The 22688-nt window shown below is 39.5% G+C and carries 14 protein-coding genes; 5 read left to right on the top strand and 9 right to left on the bottom strand.

What is annotated here, in order from left to right; all coding sequences use genetic code 11:
• Nucleotides 1-153 precede the first annotated feature (153 nt).
• Both D0T85_RS03210 and cls read left to right on the top strand, forming a co-directional pair.
• Complete coding sequence (locus D0T85_RS03210; RefSeq protein WP_163210195.1) at nucleotides 154-2973, top strand: TonB-dependent receptor; 2820 nt, start codon at nucleotides 154-156, stop codon at nucleotides 2971-2973.
• 698 nt (nucleotides 2974-3671) lie between these two features.
• Nucleotides 3672-5096: a cardiolipin synthase gene (cls, locus tag D0T85_RS03215; protein ID WP_163210197.1), complete on the top strand. Its 1425-nt coding sequence runs from the start codon at nucleotides 3672-3674 to the stop codon at nucleotides 5094-5096.
• On the opposite strand, the gene rsmD is transcribed toward cls, so the two are convergent.
• The 3 genes from rsmD to D0T85_RS03230 are packed head-to-tail and all read right to left on the bottom strand — an operon-like array spanning nucleotide 5048 to nucleotide 7198.
• The gene (rsmD, locus tag D0T85_RS03220) at nucleotides 5048-5626 is read right to left on the bottom strand and encodes a 16S rRNA (guanine(966)-N(2))-methyltransferase RsmD (RefSeq protein ID WP_163210199.1); all 579 of its coding nucleotides are present in this window, start codon (nucleotides 5624-5626) and stop codon (nucleotides 5048-5050) included. The two genes, cls and rsmD, sit on opposite strands and share 49 nt — an antisense overlap.
• On the bottom strand, nucleotides 5623-6468 hold the full coding sequence (locus D0T85_RS03225; RefSeq protein WP_163210201.1) for a DUF3822 family protein: 846 nt from the start codon (nucleotides 6466-6468) through the stop codon (nucleotides 5623-5625). The genes rsmD and D0T85_RS03225 overlap by 4 nt, the downstream gene beginning before the upstream one ends.
• Nucleotides 6469-6511: 43 nt before the next feature.
• The gene (locus D0T85_RS03230; protein ID WP_163210203.1) at nucleotides 6512-7198 is read right to left on the bottom strand and encodes a hypothetical protein; all 687 of its coding nucleotides are present in this window, start codon (nucleotides 7196-7198) and stop codon (nucleotides 6512-6514) included.
• 96 nt (nucleotides 7199-7294) lie between these two features.
• Here D0T85_RS03230 and D0T85_RS03235 point away from each other — a divergent pair, with 96 nt between their 5' ends.
• Nucleotides 7295-8716, top strand: coding sequence for an ATP-dependent RecD-like DNA helicase (locus tag D0T85_RS03235; protein WP_163210759.1), 1422 nt, complete (start codon nucleotides 7295-7297; stop codon nucleotides 8714-8716).
• Between the two features lie 171 nt (nucleotides 8717-8887).
• Here the strand turns inward: D0T85_RS03235 and alaS are convergent, their stop codons facing one another.
• Complete coding sequence (gene alaS, locus D0T85_RS03240) at nucleotides 8888-11503, bottom strand: alanine--tRNA ligase (RefSeq protein ID WP_163210205.1); 2616 nt, start codon at nucleotides 11501-11503, stop codon at nucleotides 8888-8890.
• A 927-nt stretch (nucleotides 11504-12430) separates the two neighbouring features.
• Here alaS and D0T85_RS03245 point away from each other — a divergent pair.
• Together D0T85_RS03245 and D0T85_RS03250 are read left to right on the top strand one after the other, a co-directional pair.
• On the top strand, nucleotides 12431-13399 hold the full coding sequence (locus D0T85_RS03245) for a M23 family metallopeptidase (RefSeq protein ID WP_163210207.1): 969 nt from the start codon (nucleotides 12431-12433) through the stop codon (nucleotides 13397-13399).
• 202 nt (nucleotides 13400-13601) lie between these two features.
• A complete protein-coding gene (locus D0T85_RS03250) occupies nucleotides 13602-13958 on the top strand; it encodes a MerR family transcriptional regulator (RefSeq protein WP_163210209.1) in 357 nt (118 codons plus the stop codon).
• Here the strand turns inward: D0T85_RS03250 and D0T85_RS03255 are convergent.
• From D0T85_RS03255 to D0T85_RS03275, 5 genes are all read right to left on the bottom strand, one after another.
• Nucleotides 13948-14892, bottom strand: a complete 945-nt coding sequence (locus tag D0T85_RS03255; RefSeq protein ID WP_203558407.1) for a FecR family protein — start codon at nucleotides 14890-14892, stop codon at nucleotides 13948-13950. The genes D0T85_RS03250 and D0T85_RS03255 overlap by 11 nt on opposite strands.
• A 66-nt stretch (nucleotides 14893-14958) precedes the next feature.
• Nucleotides 14959-15504, bottom strand: coding sequence for an RNA polymerase sigma-70 factor (locus D0T85_RS03260; RefSeq protein WP_163210211.1), 546 nt, complete (start codon nucleotides 15502-15504; stop codon nucleotides 14959-14961).
• Between the two features lie 139 nt (nucleotides 15505-15643).
• Nucleotides 15644-16747 (bottom strand): glycoside hydrolase family 105 protein, encoded by a 1104-nt coding sequence (locus D0T85_RS03265; protein ID WP_163210213.1) that lies wholly within the window; start codon nucleotides 16745-16747, stop codon nucleotides 15644-15646.
• A 73-nt stretch (nucleotides 16748-16820) separates the two neighbouring features.
• On the bottom strand, nucleotides 16821-18830 hold the full coding sequence (locus D0T85_RS03270; protein ID WP_163210215.1) for a RagB/SusD family nutrient uptake outer membrane protein: 2010 nt from the start codon (nucleotides 18828-18830) through the stop codon (nucleotides 16821-16823).
• Between the two features lie 19 nt (nucleotides 18831-18849).
• Nucleotides 18850-22410 carry a SusC/RagA family TonB-linked outer membrane protein gene (locus tag D0T85_RS03275; protein ID WP_370459925.1) on the bottom strand — a complete coding sequence of 1187 codons (3561 nt, stop codon included), beginning with the start codon at nucleotides 22408-22410 and terminating at the stop codon, nucleotides 18850-18852.
• Between the last annotated feature and the right edge of the window lie 278 nt (nucleotides 22411-22688).

The following is a 22688-nucleotide window of genomic DNA, read 5'->3' on the forward strand; positions in this document are numbered from 1 at the left end:
TATGAGTTATGAGTTACCATGCGGCATCGTTACTCAAAACTCACTACTCACTACTCAAAACTCACTACTCAAAACTCTTTTTTCTCCTCCCCCATTAAACCTTTTCTTTCCTTGTCCGTCAAAGGAGGACTGTTATACTTAACGAATTTATCAATGAAAAGAATTATTGTATGCATGGTGGTGCTGGTGAGCGCCTTAACTTCTTTTGCCCAAACCAAAGACATTACGGTTACGGGAACTGTTATAGAATCTGATTCACGTGAAGCCGCAGTTCAGGCCACAGTGCAATTGTTATCCTTACCTGATAGCACTTATATTACAGGTGCTGCTACACTAACCGGTGGTAAATTTACACTACCTAAAGTATCGGCTGGCAAATACGTTCTTAAAATATCGTATATTGGGTTTCACACCAAATATGTTCCAATCCAATTATCTCCAAACAAATTAAATAACGATCTGGGAGCAATTACATTAGAGTCGGATGCTGTATTGCTGTCCGAAGCTGTTATTACTGCCGAAGCCCCACCAGTAAAAATGGTGGAGGATACCACTGTTTATGCAGCATCGGCCTACAGGGTTGCCGAAGGAGCCATGCTGGAAGAACTGGTAAAGAAACTGCCGGGAGCAGAAGTATCGGAAGATGGGAAAATAACCATAAATGGTAAAGAGGTAAAGAAAATTATGGTTGACGGTAAAGAATTCTTTTCGGACGACCCTAAAGTTTCTATGAAGAACCTGCCAGTTAACATGGTAGAGAATGTAAAATCTTACGACCGTAAAAGTGATATGGCCCGCATAACCGGTATTGACGATGGCGATGAAGAAACCGTATTAGACCTTACCGTAAAAAAAGGAATGAAACAAGGATGGATAGGTAATGTTATTGCCGGATATGGTAGTGAAGAACGCTATGAAGGTGGTGTTATGGTAAGCCGGTTCAAAGATGATGCCAGCGTTTCTATTCTGGGTTCTGTTAATAACACCAATGGCACAGGTTTCTCCGAATTTGGCGACGCCGGGCAAGGAATGTCATCAGGACGTGGAGCAGGCTCGGGTATTACCAGTTCCGAGTCGTTGGGGGTTAACTTTGCCAAAGATACAAAGAAGCTGCAATATGGAGGAAATATTCAATATGGACATACTGATAATGATGCAAAAAGAAAATCATCATCCGAAGAATATTTGGGCGACGATGGAATGGCATACGAGAACAGTGAAAACAGTTCGCGCAGAAAAAGACATGATGTAAGAGCAGACTTTCGTTTCGAGTGGCGTCCGGATAGTATGACAACAATTATTTTTAGACCCAATGTGTCTTACTCGCAAACAAAATCAAGCAGTAATTCCTGGTCCGAAGAATTCAATAACGAAGGTGGAACAATTATGCCCATTAATAAAAAAGATGCATATTCGTTTAACAAAAGCGAAAACTACTCTTTGAATGGTCGTTTACAACTGTTTAGGAAGTTAAACAGTAAAGGACGTAATCTTTTTATTGGTGGTAATTTTGGCTATAGCAATGGTGAAACAGAGGGAGACTCTTTTTCGGATATGGAGTTTTTCAAGAATGATAGTACATCAACTACCGACCTGCATACAAGTCGTAATAATGACAACCGTAATTGGAGCGTATCTGCTTCGTATACCGAACCAGTATTCAAAAACCATTTCCTACAATTAAGATATGAGTTTTCTCATCAAAAACGTTTAGGCGAGTCTTTGGTATACGATAATTTATTGACCGACTATAAACTTTATCCAAACAGCTATACTGATTCCCTGAGTTCGCGTGTAGAAAACTTCTACGATAATCATACCATCGATTTATCCATCCGTGGGGTGCATCCCAAAATGATGTATCATGCTGGCGTTGCACTTACACCGCAATCTTCACGCAGTGAAACAAGTATCGGACCAAATACCAGCGAGATACCTAAAAAACAGAATGTTTTAAATTTCTCGCCACAAATTATGTTCCGCTATATGTTTAGCAAACAGCATACACTTATGTTCCGCTACCGGGGAAGAAGCAGTGCACCAAGCATTGAGAATCTGCAACAGGTTATTGATCAAACCGACCCATTAAACATACAGTATGGTAATCCTAACCTGAAACCTTCATTTTCGCACAACATTATGTTGTTTTATAATAAATACATTCCGCAGTCAATGAGAAGTTATGCGTTTAACTTATTCTATACAAATACCCAAAACTCGGTTGCTAATAGAATGACGTATAACGAGGCTACAGGAGGACGTATTTACGAAAAAGTGAATATAAATGGTAACTGGAATACAAGAGGGTTCTTCTCTTTTAACACACCATTAAAAAACAAGAAATTCACCATTTCATCAAACACCAATGCCAATTTCAGCAATGCTGTAAGTTATACTACCTTAAAAAGAACGGAAGATGCAGTACTAAGTACAACACGTAGTTTAAGAGCTGGCGAAAGATTAACAGGTAGTTATCGTTCTGATTTATTTGATGTTTCGCTAATTACATCTATTAATTACAACCTTACCCGAAACAATAAACAATCAAATAGTAATCGTGAAACGTTTGATTATAATTTCGGAGGAAGTACAAACTTTAATCTTCCTAAACAGTTTTATCTTTCAACCGATATTAATTACCGTATAATGAAAGGGTATGGCGATGGTTTCCGCAGTAACGAAGTTATATGGAATGCACAAATCTCAAAGAACTTCCTGAAAAACAATGCTGGAACAATCCGCCTGAAAATATATGATATACTTCAGGAACAAAGCAACTTATCAAGAACAATCACTGAAACCAGAATAACCGATACCGAGTATAACACTCTGGGAAGTTATTTCATGGTACACTTTGTTTACCGCTTTAACACACTGGGAGGCAAGGCCCCAAGCCGTTCCGGATTTGGTCGCGGTCCTGGTGGTCATGGCGGACGCGGTCCTGGTGGTCCTCCTCCAGGTGGACGATTCTAACCTGCATTATTCATATTTCATCACAGGATGCAGAGGACATAGATGCCGCATGGAATTCCCCTCCTATCCATACGGCATCGCCTACTTTACCTCCTACCTCACTTTTAGTTCAACTCAGCCTCTAACTGAACCAAAAATGCAGTTCATTTGCACCTCAAATGCAGTTCATTTATACCTTAAATGCAGTTCATTTAGCATACAAATGCAGTTCATTTAGGGTGCAAATGCAGTTCATTTGTAACACCAGTATCAGCAACAGTAATCATTCAGATATCCCATAAAAGTGCATACAGTTCAGAGAATCCCTTTGGGATTCAATTTGAATAACCCCCAGTGAAGCGAAGCGACTGGGGGTAGATAAATCATTCACTCGCATGGAACCCGATAAGGGTTCAATTGGATATTCAACACCTTCGGCGTTGATGAGATTGAGTCTATTCTCCACCCCCAGTCGCTTCGCTTCACTGGGGGTTATTCAAATTGAATCCCANGTTGATGAGATTGAGTCTATTCTCCACCCCCAGTCGCTTCGCTTCACTGGGGGTTATTCAAATTTTACCCCAAGGGGTAATTGCTTGTGAACTCTTTTTGGTTCAAATCAGCCACTAACTGAACCAAACGAGTAAATACCATTGCATTATCCAGTATTTTTAAGTATGTTTGTTTACTAAATACCATTAGCTATGCCCAAATAAGATATGGATCCTAATGAAATTTTAAAAACAGTATATAGCATTCTGTTTTCAGGCGTTATTATCAGTACGATTATTGTTATCATTCTCGATAACCGTAATCCGGTAAAAACAATTGCATGGATCCTTATTTTGTTATTTCTCCCCTGGGTAGGGCTTGTTTTTTACCTCTTCTTTGGCCGTAGCACCCGCCGCGAAAGAATTATAGGCCGCAAAATCTATAACAAATTAATAAAGAAACCGATAGAGGCTTTCGAAGAGCAGAAACCGGGAGATGTTCCACCGGAGTATGAACGACTGATGAAATTTTTCTGGGATACCACACAAGCGCTTCCTTTCGATGGTAATCAGGTAGATGCTTACACCGATGGATATACCAAACTTGCTGCACTTATTAAAGAATTATATAAAGCCAAACAACATATTCATCTTCAATATTATATCTTCTTAGATGATGCTGTTGGTCGACTAATCCGTGATGTATTAATTGATAAAGCCAAAGAGGGTGTTGAAGTCAGGGTTCTATACGACGATGTGGGATCGTGGAAAACACGCAATGACTTCTTTGAAGAGATGCGCGATGCCGGCATTGAAGTACGCAGCTTCCTGAAAGTGCGTTTCCCGCTGTTTACGAGTCGTGTAAACTATCGCAATCATCGGAAAATAGTTGTTATCGATGGAAAAGTAGGATTTGTTGGCGGAATGAATCTGGCCGAGAGATATGTTAAAGGTTTCACTTGGGGAGTATGGCGAGATACACATATCCGGATTAAAGGAAAGGCTGTACACGGATTGCAAACTTCGTTTCTGCTCGACTGGTATTTTGTTGACCGTACGCTATTAACCTCGGCTTGTTATTATCCTCGTTTAGAGTCGTATGGCGATTCGCTTATCCAGGTTGTTACAAGTGACCCAATTGGCCCCTGGAAAGAAATTATGCAGGGATTAACCATGGCTATTACAGGAGCGCAGAAGTACATTTATATCCAAACGCCTTATTTTCTTCCTACCGAAACCATATTGGCTGCCATGCAAACGGCTGCTCTTGCTGGTGTGGATGTGAGATTGATGATTCCCAAACGGGCAGATAGTTCGATCACCCAATGGGGATCAAGATCGTATCTATCGGATATATTAATGGCTGGGGTAAAAGTATATTTCTATCAGAAAGGATTTTTGCATTCAAAAATGATGGTATCCGATGATAAGCTTTCAACGGTAGGCTCTACCAATATTGATTTCCGCAGTTTTGAGCATAACTTCGAGGTTAATGCTTTTATATACGATATGGAGAGTGCACTGATGCTGAAAGATGTATTTTTGCAGGATCAACGCGAGTGCATAAGGATATCTCCGAAAGCATGGAGCAAACGTCCGCTTCATCAAAAGGCTATAGAATCGGCAGTGCGCTTAATAGCTCCGTTATTATAATCAAAGAAAGAAAAATTCACACTACCGTACACTCGTTTTTCTAAGAAATTTGGATGATCTTCGAAATGGTTATGTTTACCATGTTCAAGTACAAATATACCGCCTTCTTTCAATAAGTTGTTTTCAAAGATGAGGTTGGGTATTGTTTCCAGTTGGGGTAAATCGTAAGGAGGATCGGCAAATATCAGATCGAACTGCTGTTTGCAACCGCTTATAAACTTAAAAACATCGCCACGAAGCGGAAAGCATTTATCTGTTTTCAATTCGCGGATAACTTTATTGATAAAAGAGAAATGAGCACTGTCTTTTTCAACGCTAACTACTCTTGAGCATCCTCTGGAAATTAGTTCTATACTAATACTACCGGTACCGGCAAACAAATCGAGTGCTGTTGGCTCTTCATCAAAATCAATGTTATTGTTCAGTATGTTAAAAAGGTTCTCCTTAGCAAAGTCTGTTGTAGGCCGTGCTTTGAATGTTTTAGGAACATCGAACCGTCTGCGCTTATAAATTCCACCTATAATCCTCATCCTATTTGCTTTTGCGACATTTGTATTTGCATATCGTATGGAACATCCTTAACCGATTCGGAAAAGAAGTTTCCTAGTTCGGCCTCTATTTCAACCTCGGTTACTTTCTTTATAAAGTTCTTCAATATTTCTAATAACCCTGATTTGTTTTGCGTATTTCCTAATATATAGAGTTCATCATTTAGTTGAGACATGCCCAACTGTTTCCAAACCAAGAGGATGTAATACGAAAAATCGTCTGGGGTTTTGCATTCGCCATAAGCGTTTACCAAAGACATCCGTCCGCGGTCGAAACAATACAAGTCGACATACTCACCACGTAAACAGGCAAACATTTGTTTGGTATGAGCAGCCCTGCTCTTAACCGAGAAATATTCTGTTAACACAGCGATGTGCGAAAGATACAATGCTTCGGGATGCGTTTCGTTAACAAGCACATGTATGTACTTGTCCATTCCATACAGCAACACACAATTATTGTTTGGCAGCATATTGCGGCATATTATTTCATTGTGTTTTTGCAAATAGTTGTAGCCAAACAGTTCTTGTGTATGTGCATCATCGAAAAGTTCTAATGGCACCAGTGTAAAACGCTTGTCGGCTATAAGTACATATACTTGTTTGTATGGCAGGGAAAGAAATGGTAATTCTCTGAAAGCTAATTTCAGGTTTGCCAGATAAGACATTGTTGTATCTGGCTTTCTTTTTTCGGATAAAAGAAAACAATAATGTTGTGGGTTATATACAACAAAATAAAATCCATCCGTACTAAGGCGGATGGATAATATATATTGTTCTGATCTTTTAGAATCAAATTGTTCTATACTTGCTCTTCCTGACATATGATTAGGTTATTTACGATTAAATCGTCTAATCGTAAATAAATTATTCCCAGTTACCTGCGTTATTGTTAGGAGTTTCAAGCGATCCAATCATTAAACCTGGATATTTGCTAAGTTTTTCCTGAACATCGATTAAGTTAACGATTTCTTGTTTATCCAAACCATTAAGGTATACTGTATAAGGAGTTTTAACTTCTAACAGGTTAAGAGGTGCTCCCGATTTTGTTGTATCGTTTTTGGTTGCCATCATAAACTGTGCACCATTTCCAAACGGAACAAATCTCATAGAGTCGGCATTAAATCCTTTTGGGAAAACAGTGTCGAGTACATTCACCCATAATGTATCACGTTTGAAGTTTTCAAGACCATTCTTTTTAACTTCATCCCATTTGTTTGTTTTCTTTGCTTTGTTGATGATAGCCATTGCTTTTCTTTCGGTCAAGCCATCTTCCAATTGTTTATCGGTCAAAGTTCCTTCTTTGGCAACAAAAGGTAGTTTTCCGTTTTTAACGAAGTCAATCAATGTATCAAAGTTTGCTGTATAAGGTCCTCTGTTTACATTACGGAATTCTTGTTGTGCTTTACGAATGTCCATTAAACGTGCAATAACTTTTGCATCTCTTACTTTCTTTTCTTTTTCAAAGTTAATTGGTCCCATTATACTGGCATAACAAATGTATATTAATGCACAAATACAAAGGCCCAATAAGATATTAAAAACGGTTTTCATGATAATATGTTTTTTTTAGTTTATATTCGTAGCCGCAAAAATAAAATAAATAAATCTAATAAGCCACAGTTCGGCAAACTTTTTTCGCGTACCGAAATGATAAATAACTATTTAGCGGAGCAAATTAAGGAAAATTTTCCTTATAATCCAACTTTTGAACAAGAAATAGCATTGAAAACCATTGCCACATTCATTATGGATACAGCAAAGGACTCCGTTTTTATTTTACGAGGATATGCCGGTACAGGAAAAACATCTCTGGTAGGTGCTTTGGTTAAAACCATGGATAACCTGAAACAAAAAACTGTTTTACTTGCACCAACCGGCAGAGCAGCTAAAGTTTTTTCTTCTTATTCAAAACATCCGGCCTTTACTATACACAAAAAAATATACAGGCAACGTTCTTTTTCAAACGAAACCAGCAACTTTTCGCTGAACGACAATTTGTTTACTCATACGCTTTTTATTGTAGATGAAGCATCAATGATTGCAAACGAAGGCCTTGCCGGAGGCATGTTTGGCAGTGGCAGATTACTGGATGATTTAGTGCAGTTTGTTTATTCGGGCACCGGATGCCGGTTAATGCTTATGGGCGACACAGCACAGCTTCCCCCAGTGGGCGAGGACGAAGGTCCGGCTTTATCGTCCGAGGCCCTCAAATGCTATGGATTGGACGTTATGGAGATGAACCTTACTGAAGTTGTGCGTCAGGTGCAAGATTCGGGTATTTTATGGAATGCAACCCATCTTCGCAAGCTAATTAATAACGATGATTGTTTTACTTTGCCTAAATTCAAATTAAATAAGTTCAAGGATATAGTATCTATTCCGGGTAATGAAATTGTTGATATGATTAGCGAATCGTATAGCAAAATGGGTATAGAAGAAACCATTGTTATTTGCCGCTCGAACAAGCAGGCCAATATTTATAACAATGGAATAAGGAACCGGATACTGGACCGCGAAGAGGAATTGTGTTCGGGAGATATAGTAATGATAGCCAAAAACAATTATTACTGGACCGAAGATTGCAAAGAGATTGAATTTATTGCCAATGGTGATACAGCAATTGTAAAGCGTGTACGAAAAACCAGGGAGTTGTATGGATTCCGTTTTGCCGATGTTATACTATCGTTCCCTGATTATGACTATTATGAGCTGGAAGTAACATTGTTATTGGATACACTTTGTACAGACTCTCCTGCCTTATCGCAGGAAGATAACAACAAGTTATTCTACAATGTACTGGAAGATTATGCGGATATTGGGGATAAACGCGAACGCATGAAAAAAATGAAGGCCGACCCTTATTATAACGCTCTGCAAGTGAAGTATGCGTATGCCATAACTTGCCACAAAGCACAGGGCGGACAGTGGAGTAATGTATTTCTGGATCAGGGCTACATGAAGGAAGACTTCCTCACTCCTGATTATTTCAGGTGGCTATATACTGCTTTAACACGTGCCACAGAAAAACTTTATCTGGTTAATTTCCCGAAAAGTCAGATTAGTAGCTAGTAGCTAGTAGTAAGTAGCTAGTAGTAAGTAGTTAGTAGTTAGTAGTAAGTAGCTAGTAGTAAGTAGTTAGTAGTAAGTAGCTAGTAGTAAGTAGTTAGTAGTAAGTAGTAAGAATACGATGCCGCATGGATTCTTACTACTAACTACTAGCTACTAACTACTAGCTACTAATCAAAGGTTTGCCAGTTCCAAAATCTTCCGCATTGCGCCAGGAAGCTCATCGAGATTCTTTCCGCCTGCTGTAGCAAAATGTGGCTGACCGCCTCCGCCTCCTTGGATTAGTTTTGCGCCCTCGCGTACCAGTTGTCCGGCATTCAAGCCTTTGGCTACAAGGTCATCGCTTATCATAACGGTTAATAACGGTTTGTCGACTTCAATGCTTCCGGCAACAAAGAAGAAGTTCTCTGTTATTTCACCACGAAGTTGAAATGCTATGTTTTTTATTGTTTCAACAGGTATAGGTCCCATGTAACGTATTACTTTTACACCGTTAACCTCCTCCATGTTTTTCTTCAGCTTATCTTTCAGCAGTGTTTGCTTTTCTTTCATGAAGTCTTCTACCTGCTTTTTCAGTCCGGCATTTTCTTCAAGGTATTTGCGAATTGTTGTGGTAAGATCGGGAGCATTATTAAACAAGGCACGCAATTCAACCATTGTATCCTGAATGGCATCCATCATGCTTTCTACTTTGGCTCCGGTGATTGCCTCGATACGACGCACCCCGGCTGCTATAGAACTTTCGGAGAGAATCTTTATCATACCAATGTTACCGGTACTGTTGGCATGAATACCTCCACAGAATTCTATGGATGTTCCAAATTGGATAACACGAACTTCATCGCCATATTTTTCGCCAAACAGGGCAATTGCGCCCAATTCTTTAGCTTGTGAAATTGGAATGCTACGATGTTCGGTTAATGGTATGTTAGCACGGATTTTAGCATTTATCAGATGTTCTACTTTACGGATTTCCTCATCAGTCATTTTCTGGAAATGCGAGAAGTCAAAACGTAAACCTTCTGATGATACCAACGAACCCTTCTGTTCTACATGTGTACCTAATACTTCGCGCAAAGCCTCATCGAGCAGGTGGGTTGCAGTATGATTGGCTGCACTGGCTATACGTTTTTCCAGATCTACCTGTGCACGCATAGGTGCTTCGGGATGCTCGGGAAGCTTGTTGGCAATATGAACAGCAAGATTGTTTTCTTTCTTGGTGTCAACAATATGTATGGTTTCGTATTCGCTGGTTAGTGTACCTACATCGCCTACCTGACCACCACCTTCGGCATAGAAAGGAGTATAGTCGAGTACTAATTGGTAAAGTGTTTTGTTTTTCTGTTTCACTTCACGGTAACGAAGTATCTGCACATCGTATTCAGGGAAATCGTATCCTACAAATACCGAAGAGCCTTCTTTCAACACAACCCAATCGCCGGTTTCAACTGCAGCAGCATTACGGGCGCGGTCTTTTTGTTGTTGCATTTCGGCATTGAACTCGGCCAAGTCAACTTCCAGATTGTTCTCACGTAAAATAAGTTCGGTTAAATCTAATGGGAAACCAAAAGTATCGTACAGTGTAAATGCATCTTTACCGCTAACAATCTCTTTCCCTGCTGCTTTAGCCTCGCTCATTGTTTTGTCGAGCAAACGGATACCAGTTTCCAGTGTATGTAAGAATGTGTCTTCTTCTTCCTTAATTACTTTTCCGATAAGGTCTTTCTGAGCAATCAGTTCCGGATAAGCATCTCCCATGCTTTCAATCAGTACGGGCAGAAGTTTATACATAAATGCTTGCTTCTGACCAAGGAAAGTATAACCGTAACGTACTGCACGGCGAAGTATACGACGAATTACATAACCTGCTTTTGCATTCGATGGTAGTTGCCCATCGGTTATTGAGAATGATATCGTACGGATATGGTCGGCTATTACACGCATCGCAATATCTTTCTGTTCATCTTCGCCATACGTATTTCCTGTAATCTTTCCTATTTCTTTGATTATTGGTTGAAACACATCGGTATCGTAATTGGATATTTTTCCTTGCAGTGCCATGCAAAGGCGTTCGAAGCCCATACCTGTATCAATAACTTTAGCCGGAAGTCCTTCGAGCGAGCCATCTGCCTTACGGTTGTATTGCATAAATACAAGGTTCCATATTTCGATTACCTGTGGGTGGCTTTGGTTTACAAGTGTGAGGCCGTCAACCTTATCGCGCTCTTCTTGCGAGCGCAAGTCGATATGTATTTCCGAGCAGGGACCACATGGACCTGTGTCGCCCATTTCCCAGAAGTTATCTTTTTTATTACCGTTTATAATGCGATCGGCGGGAAGGAACTGAGCCCAGATTTGAGCTGCTTCGTTATCGCGCTCTAATCCTTCTTCGGGGCTTCCTTCAAAAACGGTAGCATATAAGCGTGCAGAATCCAGTTTCAATACATCAACCAGATATTCCCATGCCCATTCAATGGCTTCTTTTTTAAAGTAATCACCAAACGACCAGTTACCAAGCATTTCGAACATGGTGTGGTGGTATGTATCGTGCCCAACTTCTTCCAGGTCGTTGTGTTTACCACTTACCCGAAGACATTTTTGCGAGTCGGCCACTCTTTTATATTTGGCTGGTTGATTACCCAGAATAATATCTTTAAACTGATTCATTCCTGCATTTGTAAACATCAGGGTTGGATCGTCTTTAACAACCATAGGTGCCGAAGGTACAATTCTGTGTTCTTTCGACTCAAAGAATTTTTTAAATGATTCTCTGGTTTCTTTTGAAGTCATATTAGTTACGAGTTACGAGTTAAATAGATGCCTATAACTCAAAATTATTAAAAATGATGCAAAGATAAGTCGTTTTTGTTATTTATCTAGTGAATTACCAGATTTATTCCGGTTGAGCCATGCGGAATGACTTGAAAATAACTCTCCAAACCCCATAAATTAACTTCAAATTATGCATAAAATAACCATTTTTACTGTTGATTCCAGATTGGCTTTCTATAGACAGCCAATTGGTTGTTTATAGAAAACCATTAGGTTGTTTATAGAAAGCCGATTGGCTGTTTATAAGCAACCAATAAAGTTATAGCACATTTAAAAGTTAAATACAGCACTATTTGAAGTTAATTTCTGCGCTATTTGAAGTTAGTTTATATTTCACCACGGAGTTACACAGAGTTACACAGAGTTTTTTCTTTGTGATTCATTGTATGCTATCCGCATGGTGAATCCCTTGGGATTCAATTTGAATAACCCCCAGTGAAGGGCGAAGCCCGACTGGGGGCAAGTCAATACATACNAAGTCAATACATACACAGTCTGAACCCCGAAGGGGGTTCAACACCTTCGGCGTTGTGAGTTATAGGGATACGCATCCCCCCAGTCGGGCTTCGCCCTTCACTGGGGGTTATTCAAATTCAATCCCAAGGGATTTCTTAACTTGATGACATTGGCCAACGGCGCCGTTGGCCTACGCTAGAGGCTATTAGGCTGTTAGCCTATTTTGAGTTATTGTACGACAAAAGCGAAGCCTCCGTGTTCAGCACAAGGAAAAGCTCAGTGTTTCTGTGACTCTGTGTTTTTATTTTATAAAATCGAGTCAAATGTGATGTTCGGCGATATGTAAATACAAAAACTTAATAATAATTGAGCAAAGACAACTTGTTTTTATTATTTTTGCGACATCATAGAGTTAATATTTCATTAATAATGAGGAAAGTATACTACATATATAACCCCAAAACGCAAACATACGACAGGATTTATCCAACATTCCGTCAAAAAGCCTTGAGTATGTTACGGCGTCTTTTCTGGGGAATGGGACTGGGAGCTAGTTGTTTTCTGGTGTTCTTTATCATATTCGGTTCTCCGTCGGAGAAGGAACTGCGTATTGAAAACAGTCATTTACAGGCTCAGTACAATATACTAGCACGCCGAATGGACGATGCATTAGCTGTATTACAGGATATTCAGCAACGGGATGATAATTTATACCGGGTTATGTTCCAGGCCGATCCGGTTTCTCCGGCCATCCGACAAAGCGGATTTGGCGGTACCAACCGTTACGAACAATTAATGAAACTTAAAAATGCAGAGATAGTGGTAGAAACCACTAGTAAAATGGATAGACTCCACAAGCAGTTATATGTTCAATCGCGTTCATTTGATGATGTTATTGGACTCTTCAAAGGGCATGAGCAGATGTTGAAATGCATTCCGGCCATTCAGCCGATATCTAATAAAAACCTCCGTCATACTGCTTCCGGATATGGACTTCGTATTGACCCTATCTATAAAACACAGAAGTTCCATGCCGGGATGGACTTCTCGGCCCCTATCGGAACAGATGTTTATGCTACTGGCGATGGAGTAGTTGTGCAAGTTGGATGGCAATCGGGTTATGGTAACACTATTGAAATTGATCACGGATTTGGTTATCGAACTGTTTACGCCCACTTAGATGACTATAGAACAAAGGTAGGCAAAAAGGTTGTACGTGGCGAGGTTATTGCCGGGGTAGGAAATACTGGTAAAAGTACAGGGCCTCATTTACATTACGAGGTACGTATTAAAGGACAGCATGTTAATCCGGTAAACTATTACTTCATGGATTTAAGTGCCGAAGACTATGACCAAATGATACAAATAGCCGCTAACCACGGAATGGTATTTGATTAGTAGTTTAGTAGTTAGTAGCTAGTAGTTAGTAGCTAGAATACGATGCCGCATGGATTCTACTAACTACTATCTACTAACTACTATCTACTAACTACTATCTACTAACTACTATCTACTAACTACTATCTACTATCTACTAACTACTAACTACTATCTACTAACTACTAACTACTAACTACTATCTACTAACTACTATCTACTAATGAAAAAAGATCTTAAATTGTTTTATAACATTGGCGAGGTTTCGCGCATGCTTAATGTTAGTGAAACGCTGCTCCGTTTTTGGGAGAAAGAGTTTCCTCATATACGTCCTGGTAAGAGTCCTGGTGGGGTACGTCAGTATCGTAAAGAAGATATTGATGCCATAAAGCTGGTTTATCACCTGGTAAAGGTAAAGGGAATGACGCTTCCCGGTGCCCGGCAAGTATTAACAGACAGCAGAGAGGCAGAAACCAAAAAGCTTGAAGCATTGGAAAGACTTCAAGCAGTAAAAGAAGAATTGCTAGCTATTAAAAGAGAACTGGAAGGAATTAAACTTTATTCCAATCCTACCAAATAGTAATCAGGTTGCTATCTTCGTATATTTTATATTGGAGTCCGGTTTTTATCTTTAGCACTTTCATTGCCTGTTCTACACCTTCCTTTATATGGAATTTACAACGGATGGTATTGTTTACAATAGACTTATTGTAGTTTTGAATATCCATATCATAAACAATACTTAGCTTATTCAATATATCCTCAACACGTTCATCGTCGAAGCACAGAATACCTTCTTTCCATAAAAAGTAATCCTGATGTGGGAGCTTCTCTAACTTTAGCGAATTATCTTTCATTGCCACATGCTGCCCAGGTACAAGGTGCAACTTCTCTTCTTTATTTTTTGAAACAAGTTCAATGCTACCTTCCAGTAAAGAGGTTTCAAAACATTTTGTTTTGCCATAGGCCAATACATTGAATTCGGTTCCCAACACATTTATATCGTAAAAGGGAGTATTAACAGTAAACTTGCAATCTTTATTTTTAGCCACGTTAAAGTAAGCTTCACCATTTAATAAATATACCTCCCGACTGTTTTTATCAAATTTATTGGGGAATTTAAAAGTTGTTTGCGCATTAAGCCATACCACCGTGCCATCTGCCAAGGTTAGTTCTACCCTTTGCCCGGCAGGTACAAATAACGATTGCATAACAGGGTCTTCTTGTTTCTTGCCCCATACATATAAAAACAGAGTATACGAAGCGCCAAACGCTATTAATGCTACGGCTGCTATTTTTAATACTTCTCTAAGATAATATTGAGCAGGTTTCTTGATTATGCTTTTTACATTGGTTTCCTGTAAATTGGCTAAAGTAATATCATAGAGTGTGCGCATTGCCATATACTCTTTCATATTCTTTTTATCGGCTTCCAACCAAAGTTGAACAATCTCTTTTTCTTCTTGCGAAGCGTCTCCGGCAATATATTTTTTTAATAGTTCGGTTTCAATCATCTGATGAAATTTTATGGTTTCATATATAGTTAGTCGTTTCTGAAAGCAAAAAGCCTAGTACAATATCTATGTTATGAGGAATATTAAGAATGGCAAGTAATCTTTTAACCTGATTCTTAATGCTTTAAAAGCACGATTCAAGTGATACTCCACTCCTTTAGGTGTCATTCCGAGAGCTTGTGCAATTTCTTCACGCGATAAGCCCTGAAAACGACTCATCTCAAATGCCCGCCTTGTGGTTTCGGGCAGAATAGACAGTGTATTTTCTATAATATTCTTTATTTCAGAAGAGAATATCTTTTCCGGATCGCAGGCTTCAAGAGTAGATATACGCGTATTTAACTCACGCAAGCCAATGTCTGACATTTTAGCGTGTGCTTCCTGCTTAATTATTTCATGTCTTAAATAATCTACAGCCTTATGCTTCACTATCGAAAACAAAAAAGTTCCGGGATGTGCTATCTCATTCTCTTTCATTATCTCCCACAAACTTATCAATGCTTCCGAAGCAACATCCTCAGCTGCAAAGGAGTCGTGCACATAAGATTTGGCAAACAAATATGTTTTCCGATAATATTGCTTATAGAAATCATTGAAATTAAACTGGGACATAGGTATCGATCACGATTAACTATACAAAAATACTATTTCCTTTGTAAAAAGCAAGAAAACCCTCATCATCACGATGAAGATTTTCTCTGAATAATTGCCCAAAAATATATGTATCTTGATTTGTGGTGTCTACCGTTTATTATTTTTCTAATAAGGCAACCGCACACCAAAGATAAGGTGCTTGTCCATGAAAGTCACCAGCAAGGCGTGGCCGATCATAATAATATTGCTTATCGTTCTTTTTACCAGTGCCTAAACATACTTCGGTTACATTATTCCGTTCGTCGATATATGGAATCATGGCCATCCATGCTTTGCGGGCAGCAGGTGCATATACTTTAGCATCCAACCATCCTTGTTTAACTCCTATAATAAACGCATACGTAAACATGGCGGTTCCCGATGTTTCGGCCCAGCAGTCGGGTTCGTCGATCAATTGGTTCCACATACCGCTTGGCCGCTGATATTTCAATAAACTTGCCATCATTGTATGAAAACCTTTCATTATGCGTGGGCGGTCTTTATGATTTTCGGGAAGATAGCCAAGTAAATCTGCCATACCTACAGCCATCCAACCATCGCCACGGCTCCAATAGTAAGGAACATCCGGTGCATGATAGAACAAACCATTGGGGCGTTGTATTTCTTCTAAATAAAGAACCATTTCTTCGGCTGCACGGTCAATGTATTTAGCATCGCCGGTTACTTTGTATGCTTCGGCCTGTACAGAGGTAATCATATACATATCGTCAATCCACAGGCGTGTTTGCCATGAATGTCCTTTCTCGGCCCAATATTTCTCTTCTATTCTTGCATTCTTGGGTAACTCCCATTGGCTGTCGGCATAAGCCAATCCCATATCCAGGTACCGTTTGTCTTTTGTTACCTGATACAGTTTCAACGCCAATCCTCCAAACATATTGTAATCAACATGGTTCATTGGGGGCAACAGTGCTTTTTCGCGTGTGAACAAGGGTTCAAACTTGTCTTGCAACTGTTTAATGAGTTTTTGATCTTTTACACGTACTGCATAATCAAGTGCTCCTGTCCAGGTACATACCTCGGCATAATGAATGTATCTTCCAGCATACAGTTCATGCCTCTGCCCAATAAAATGGTACGACAGCCGAGTGCCTATTTCGTTAGGGGTATAGCCTTGCGGAAATTTTGTAAACTCGCTGGTTTGGGCAAACAATTGCATAAAAGGCAATAAAAATAATAATGCAACTAATTTTCTTGTCATAGTGGTATTAATTTTAAATAGGTATGAGGGTGTCAAAATAGAGTTCTATTTTGACACAGCCTCCAAATAAGGGTTATTCTGTTTTATCTTCGTCGGCAACAGCTTCTTCCCATGTTTCCCATATTGGGGTAGCGGGGTCGTAACCGTCGTAACCGTAATTTTGATACAACTTGCCTTTGTTGTTAGAAACAATGGCTTTTTCCGGAATCGGCCAGTAGATATTATGTTTACCCATAATGTAATCTAAGTCTGTATTGGTAGCATCTACACGGATTGTTACTCCCTTGTTGTACATACCATATTTTACACAGCGTTGATACCAATAGCTACCGCCTTGAAGGTCGGTACCGGTTTGCTTATCAAATGTGGCCAAATCGTATGTATTTCCCCATTCATCGGGTTGACCGCTACGAGCCAAACAGAGAGAAACACGGGTTAACTCTACATTACGCCACTCTTCAAAGAAAAGTTCACGGGCACGTTCATTCATAATATCACCAATAGTACATGCTCCAGTATAAAGTTCGGAACATTGTGCACGTTCTCTGATAATATTTAAATCGTCCTTAATGGTAGGGTCATTGGGGTTTACATAGAATTTAGCTTCGGCACGCAACAGGTAAGCTTCGGCCAAACGATAGAGATACCAGTCGGCAACACCACCTTCGGTAGCACCTTCAAGACCATTGTTGGATTTGTTTGCCTGATTTACAGGATCGTCTAAACAGAAAATATAATGAGGTACATCGTACCAACGACGAATGGTATCAGCACATAGAAGAGCATTCGTTTCAGGATGGTGAAGCATTAAATTTTGTCCGAAATAAGAAGATTCCGGATTGTTGTAACGCAAATCTTCCATACGCATCCAGTTACCCGATGATGAACTATGACGTAAATCTGTTTTATCCTCTTTACCATTTACCGACCACAAAGTATGTGTATAAAACCAAGTTGGGCGGAAAGTAGAGATGCCGCGTCCAAGTCCGCGCATATAATCGAAGTTAACATCATAGTTCTTGTCATTACGTGTGAAGTTTCTCAAAGCTTGCATACCATCGGGCGACTTCACCTTTTTATCGAAGTAGAACGGATAGAAGATACGCATACTCAACATTCTGATAAACGATTCTTTTTCTGCACCCCGATTAGGCATACCCATGATAACTTCCTTGTTGCCGGGTATCAACTTATTTTCCGCACGGTGTAAGTCCCAAATAACATTACGAGTGATAGGCCACGCTTTTGGCTCATTACCTTCATTAAATACACCAAACTCATTAGTCATCAAGGAGTAGCCAGACTGTTCAATCAGTATATCTAATTGTTCCTTTGCTTTTGCATATTCGCCAATAGACAGATAGAGTTTGGAAAGCAGCATACGGCAAGCTCCTTTATTTACCATACCAACATACTCCATATCTTTTTGATCGGGTACCCACTCTATAGCAAATTCCATATCTAAAACCATTTTCTTCAAGATAGCATCACGGTTAGTAGAGCGGAAATTCTGTTTGGGCGAATCGGTTAGTTTTGTTAACAAAGGTACATTGCCCCATTGAAACACCATTGCATAATAACGATAGGCACGGTGAAAGTAGGCACGACCAATATATGCGTTCTTAACTTTCTCGTCGAGAGCTACCCCATCAATAAACGAAAGAATGGTATTGGCATTTCTGATTCCTTCATAGTTTTGTCGCCAGAAGAACCAGATACTGTTTGTGCGGCCCAGATTCTTTTCATCAGTCTGATCACTATTCGGCCTTAACAGATTATCTACATTATCCAACAAACCGTTTTTATCAGTAGCAGAAGGCACCATCAGATCAGAGAAGGTATACTCTGTAGCCAACGCAATCATTTCTCTGGAGTCTTCGCTCACATAATAACGTTTAAGTTGGCGGTCGCAGATTGCCAATACAGATTCGAGACCACTCTCTGTATTAAAAACAACATCAGGTTTAAACATTGTTTGAGGGTCCGGATCAAGAAAGCTCTCTGCGCAACCAGACAGTACAAGTGAAGCACTTGCCAGAAGAGTGAAACTCTTATAAATATATTTTTGAATTAATTTTTTCATATCTGTTACTTTAATCTATTTAAAATGTCAAGTTAACTCCCAGTGTGTAAATACGTGAAGAGAAGTTACCCGTTTCAGGGTCACCATACCACTTCCAGTCTTTAGCCCATGTAGCTACATTTCGAATAGTTCCATATAATTTCACACGGTCAACATCAAATTTCTTTGTCCACAGTTTGGGTAATGTATAACCAATAGAAATGTTTTCTAAACGAATGAACGAACGATCGTATAATTTCCCCGGACTTCTGGCTCCCTCAGGTCCTTGTGCTTCGATACGTGCATACTTGTTGGTTGGATTATCAACAGTCCAGTATTCTTTTTCATTTTTGTTTACCATTCTATGAGTCATGCCGCCACCATCATCGTCGTTATTCAGGTACATGGTTTCCAGGCTCTTATGACCCATGCGAGAGTAGATATTGACAGAAACGGTCAGGTCTTTCCACAACGTAAAGTCGTTACGCAACGCCCAGGTTACAGGAGGTGTTTTTTGTCCCAGAAATACTTTATCGTCATTATCATATATAACCTTCACTAAGTTTCCTTCAGCATCGTACTGGTCGTTTTCCGGATTATTCCATACTTTAGGGTCACCCGGTATCTGACCATATTTCTTAGCTTCTTCTATTTCATCTTTTTGCCAGATGCCTGTTACTTTATAATTCCAGATCTGACTGATTGGTTTGCCAATAAACCAACCACCCGAAATATAATCGGCCTCTTTATCGCCTATAATGTTTCCACTACTATCTAATATATTCTGACGGTCGCCAAACAGATGTTTAATTTTGTTCTGGTTGTACGAAAGGCTAAAAGTAGTGTTCCATTGGAAATCCTTATTATCGATATTCAGCGTATTCAATGACAATTCAAAACCATTGTTATCTACCTGTCCCAGATTGGTTGTGATGTTATCGAATCCGGTAAAGTTAGGCAGAGGTTGGCTCATAATCATATCTTTAGTACTCATTCGGTAATACTCTAAAGTACCTGTAATACGATCGTTCAGGAATCCAAAGTCTAAAGCAAGATTCCACGATTGGGTTTTCTCCCATTGCAAATTGGGGTTAGACATACGCTGAGCCATGAGGTAGCGCATCAAATACATATCGCCCGAAGATGTTATATACCCTTGCATTTTTCCACCACCCGGATACAAGTTAGCAAGTGCCTCATAAGGATTCTCTAAAGAGCGGTTACCATTTTTACCGTAAGATACACGTAGCTTTCCGAAACTCATTATATGACTGAATTGCTTCCAGAAATCTTCGTTAGAGAATGTCCAAGCCACACCACCCGAAGGGAACCATGCATACGGATTAGAAGCACCGAAAGCCGAATAACCATCGCGACGAACTGTAGCAGTTACCATATAACGATCGTCGTACGAATAGAATGCACGTGCCATTAAACCATCAGCTGTTTGATGATTATCGTCTGTTTTAAAACTACTGTTTTCTTTGGTACCGTTTTGGGTATTGTGAAATCCAAGTGCATCCGAAGGCAAAATGTTACGAGCCTCAATACGATCCGACCAATACTGACGTTCTTCAGCCTCTTGCGCCAATGTAAGGATTACGTGATGTTTATCTGCAAACATCTGATCCCAGGTAATTGTGTTATTCAACGACCAGTCGAAACGTTTACCCGATTCACGGTTTACACCACGATCGGCTGCATTACTATTTGGACGCTCGGCCGACATGAAATAACGGTCGTAGAAAAATTGGAAACGCGGAGAAGCATTAAATTGATAAGTAATGTTGAAAGGTAGTTTCACTTTAGCATTAAATATCGTATTAAAGATGGTATATCCTTTTTCTAGTTCCAAAAATTGTTTTTCAAAATACCAGTTTGTTTCGTTGGTACGATTGTACTCAAAGTTCATTGGATCTTGCAGGTAATTTCCGTTCTCATCTTTCAACATACCATAAGGGCTGTTTTCCATGAATCCACCTTTATTCATGCCGATTTCGCCATCCGAACGATCCTGAAAGTTTACGTTGGCACCAACTTCGAGCCAATTGGTTACCTTAGCATTAATCTTCATGTTAGCACGAATAGCCTGATAGGTATCATCAACAAAAGCACCTTCGTTGCGCAAATAACCTAACGATAAATAATAATCTATTTTTTCGGTAGCACCACTAACACTGGCATTGTAGTCTTGATTGAAACCCAGACGGAAAGCCTCATCCTGCCAGTTTGTAGTTCTACCAGCTAATAAGTTATTTAGTATTTGGCCTTCTTTAAAGCCTAAACGTTTAGCCCAAATAGACATATCCGATTCGCCATCCTTATTGGTAGTATACGCTCTCCATTCATCTAACGATGTTCCCGAAAGATTACTAGGATTGCGGAAGAATTCTGGTTTTTGGGTATATTCATTTCCTGGTCGTGAGTAAGCTGCATATTCGCCTGTTTCGGCATTTACACCATACGTATTCTTCTCCAACCAGTCTACATAGTGCTGTAGATAATCATTAGGAGAGAATCTGTCGCGATAAGCAGCTTTCTGAGTCATCCCCACATTGGCAGTAAAATTCACCACCGGTTTTCCTTGTTTACCTTTCTTTGTGGAAATAATTACTACACCGTTAGCAGCCCGTGCTCCATAAACCGCTGCTGCCGAAGCATCTTTCAAAACATCAATCTGGCCAATGTCATCCGGATTGATTTCAGAAAGTTCACCATAAAAGAACATACCATCGAGAATAATTAACGGATCGTTGTGTCCACCTTTATCGTAAACCGAACGTTGTCCGCGAATACTCATGCTACCACCACCTTTTGCTCCGGCATCGCCTTCGCCATAACCGATTGTTAAACCAGGTGTACCACGTAAAACGTCTTGTACGGTTTTGGGGTTATCATTGGCAAGCTTATCCGGGCGGATTTGAACCACAGAACCTGTCAAGTCTTTCTTCCGCATAGTTCCATATCCTACCACCACAACTTCTTCCAGTGTTTTAGCATCTTCAACCAACTTTACATTGATAGTTGAAGAAGTACCTACTGGAATTTCTTGCGAGATATATCCTATAAAGGATACATTTAAAATGGCATTAGCCGAAACATTCAACAAGAAGTTACCATCTATATCGGTAATTGTTCCGTTGGTTGTTCCTTTCTCCATAACATTAGCCCCGATTACAGGTTCGCCATAGTTATCAACAACTGTTCCGGTAATTCTACGGGTGTTCTGTTGCTGGGCTTTTTTTACTAATACAACATTTTTGCCTTCAACAATATAGGTAATACCTGTATTGTTAAAAATGTCTCTTAATACATCGGTAATCATCTTATCATCAGCGGCTACCGATACTTCACGATTCAAATCCAGATCTTCTTTGTTATACACAAAAAGATAATCTGTTTTGTCTTCAATTTCCTGCAAAATGTCAAGAACTGTAGAGTTCCTCACATTCATGGTCACTTTCTGCGAGTATGCGTCATTAGCATATAAACTCAGACTACATACGAAGAGGAGTACAAATAGTATCTTCATTATTCGTAATGTGTTTTTAAATAGTAAATAGTTTGTGTTAATTGATTTACCATACAAAATGTTTTTCATACTTTTGTAATACGTTAAAGTTAATACTTAGAAAGTTTAGTGGTAATAAGTCGGGTGTTGACTTTAATAACCGGGAAGTGTTGCAACCACTTTCCGGTTTTTTGGTTTTAACATTCATATCATAGGCATCGTTTTAAAAGATTAACAATTACTTTTCTACTCACATATATAATTACCCTATTGAATTTATATTTGGGGGTTGTTTTTCGCAGGTTGTATAGTTGGTACGTTTGAGAGAGAAGAACGCCTAGGTTAAGGAAAGTTAAATAAATAAATAG

This window comes from Bacteroides sp. 519 (genome assembly GCF_010500955.1).
GTDB lineage: Bacteria > Bacteroidota > Bacteroidia > Bacteroidales > Bacteroidaceae > Bacteroides.

Excerpts from the sequence above, each read along its gene's own strand:
- D0T85_RS03210 (WP_163210195.1), top strand. The coding sequence starts at position 154 with ATGAAAAGAATTATTGTATGCATGGTGGTGCTGGTGAGCGCCTTAACT.
- cls (WP_163210197.1), top strand. The coding sequence starts at position 3,672 with ATGGATCCTAATGAAATTTTAAAAACAGTATATAGCATTCTGTTTTCA.
- rsmD (WP_163210199.1), bottom strand. The coding sequence starts at position 5,626 with ATGAGGATTATAGGTGGAATTTATAAGCGCAGACGGTTCGATGTTCCT.
- D0T85_RS03225 (WP_163210201.1), bottom strand. The coding sequence starts at position 6,468 with ATGTCAGGAAGAGCAAGTATAGAACAATTTGATTCTAAAAGATCAGAA.
- D0T85_RS03230 (WP_163210203.1), bottom strand. The coding sequence starts at position 7,198 with ATGAAAACCGTTTTTAATATCTTATTGGGCCTTTGTATTTGTGCATTA.
- D0T85_RS03235 (WP_163210759.1), top strand. The coding sequence starts at position 7,295 with ATGATAAATAACTATTTAGCGGAGCAAATTAAGGAAAATTTTCCTTAT.
- alaS (WP_163210205.1), bottom strand. The coding sequence starts at position 11,503 with ATGACTTCAAAAGAAACCAGAGAATCATTTAAAAAATTCTTTGAGTCG.
- D0T85_RS03245 (WP_163210207.1), top strand. The coding sequence starts at position 12,431 with ATGAGGAAAGTATACTACATATATAACCCCAAAACGCAAACATACGAC.
- D0T85_RS03250 (WP_163210209.1), top strand. The coding sequence starts at position 13,602 with ATGAAAAAAGATCTTAAATTGTTTTATAACATTGGCGAGGTTTCGCGC.
- D0T85_RS03255 (WP_203558407.1), bottom strand. The coding sequence starts at position 14,892 with ATGATTGAAACCGAACTATTAAAAAAATATATTGCCGGAGACGCTTCG.
- D0T85_RS03260 (WP_163210211.1), bottom strand. The coding sequence starts at position 15,504 with ATGTCCCAGTTTAATTTCAATGATTTCTATAAGCAATATTATCGGAAA.
- D0T85_RS03265 (WP_163210213.1), bottom strand. The coding sequence starts at position 16,747 with ATGACAAGAAAATTAGTTGCATTATTATTTTTATTGCCTTTTATGCAA.
- D0T85_RS03270 (WP_163210215.1), bottom strand. The coding sequence starts at position 18,830 with ATGAAAAAATTAATTCAAAAATATATTTATAAGAGTTTCACTCTTCTG.
- D0T85_RS03275 (WP_370459925.1), bottom strand. The coding sequence starts at position 22,410 with ATGAAAAACATTTTGTATGGTAAATCAATTAACACAAACTATTTACTA.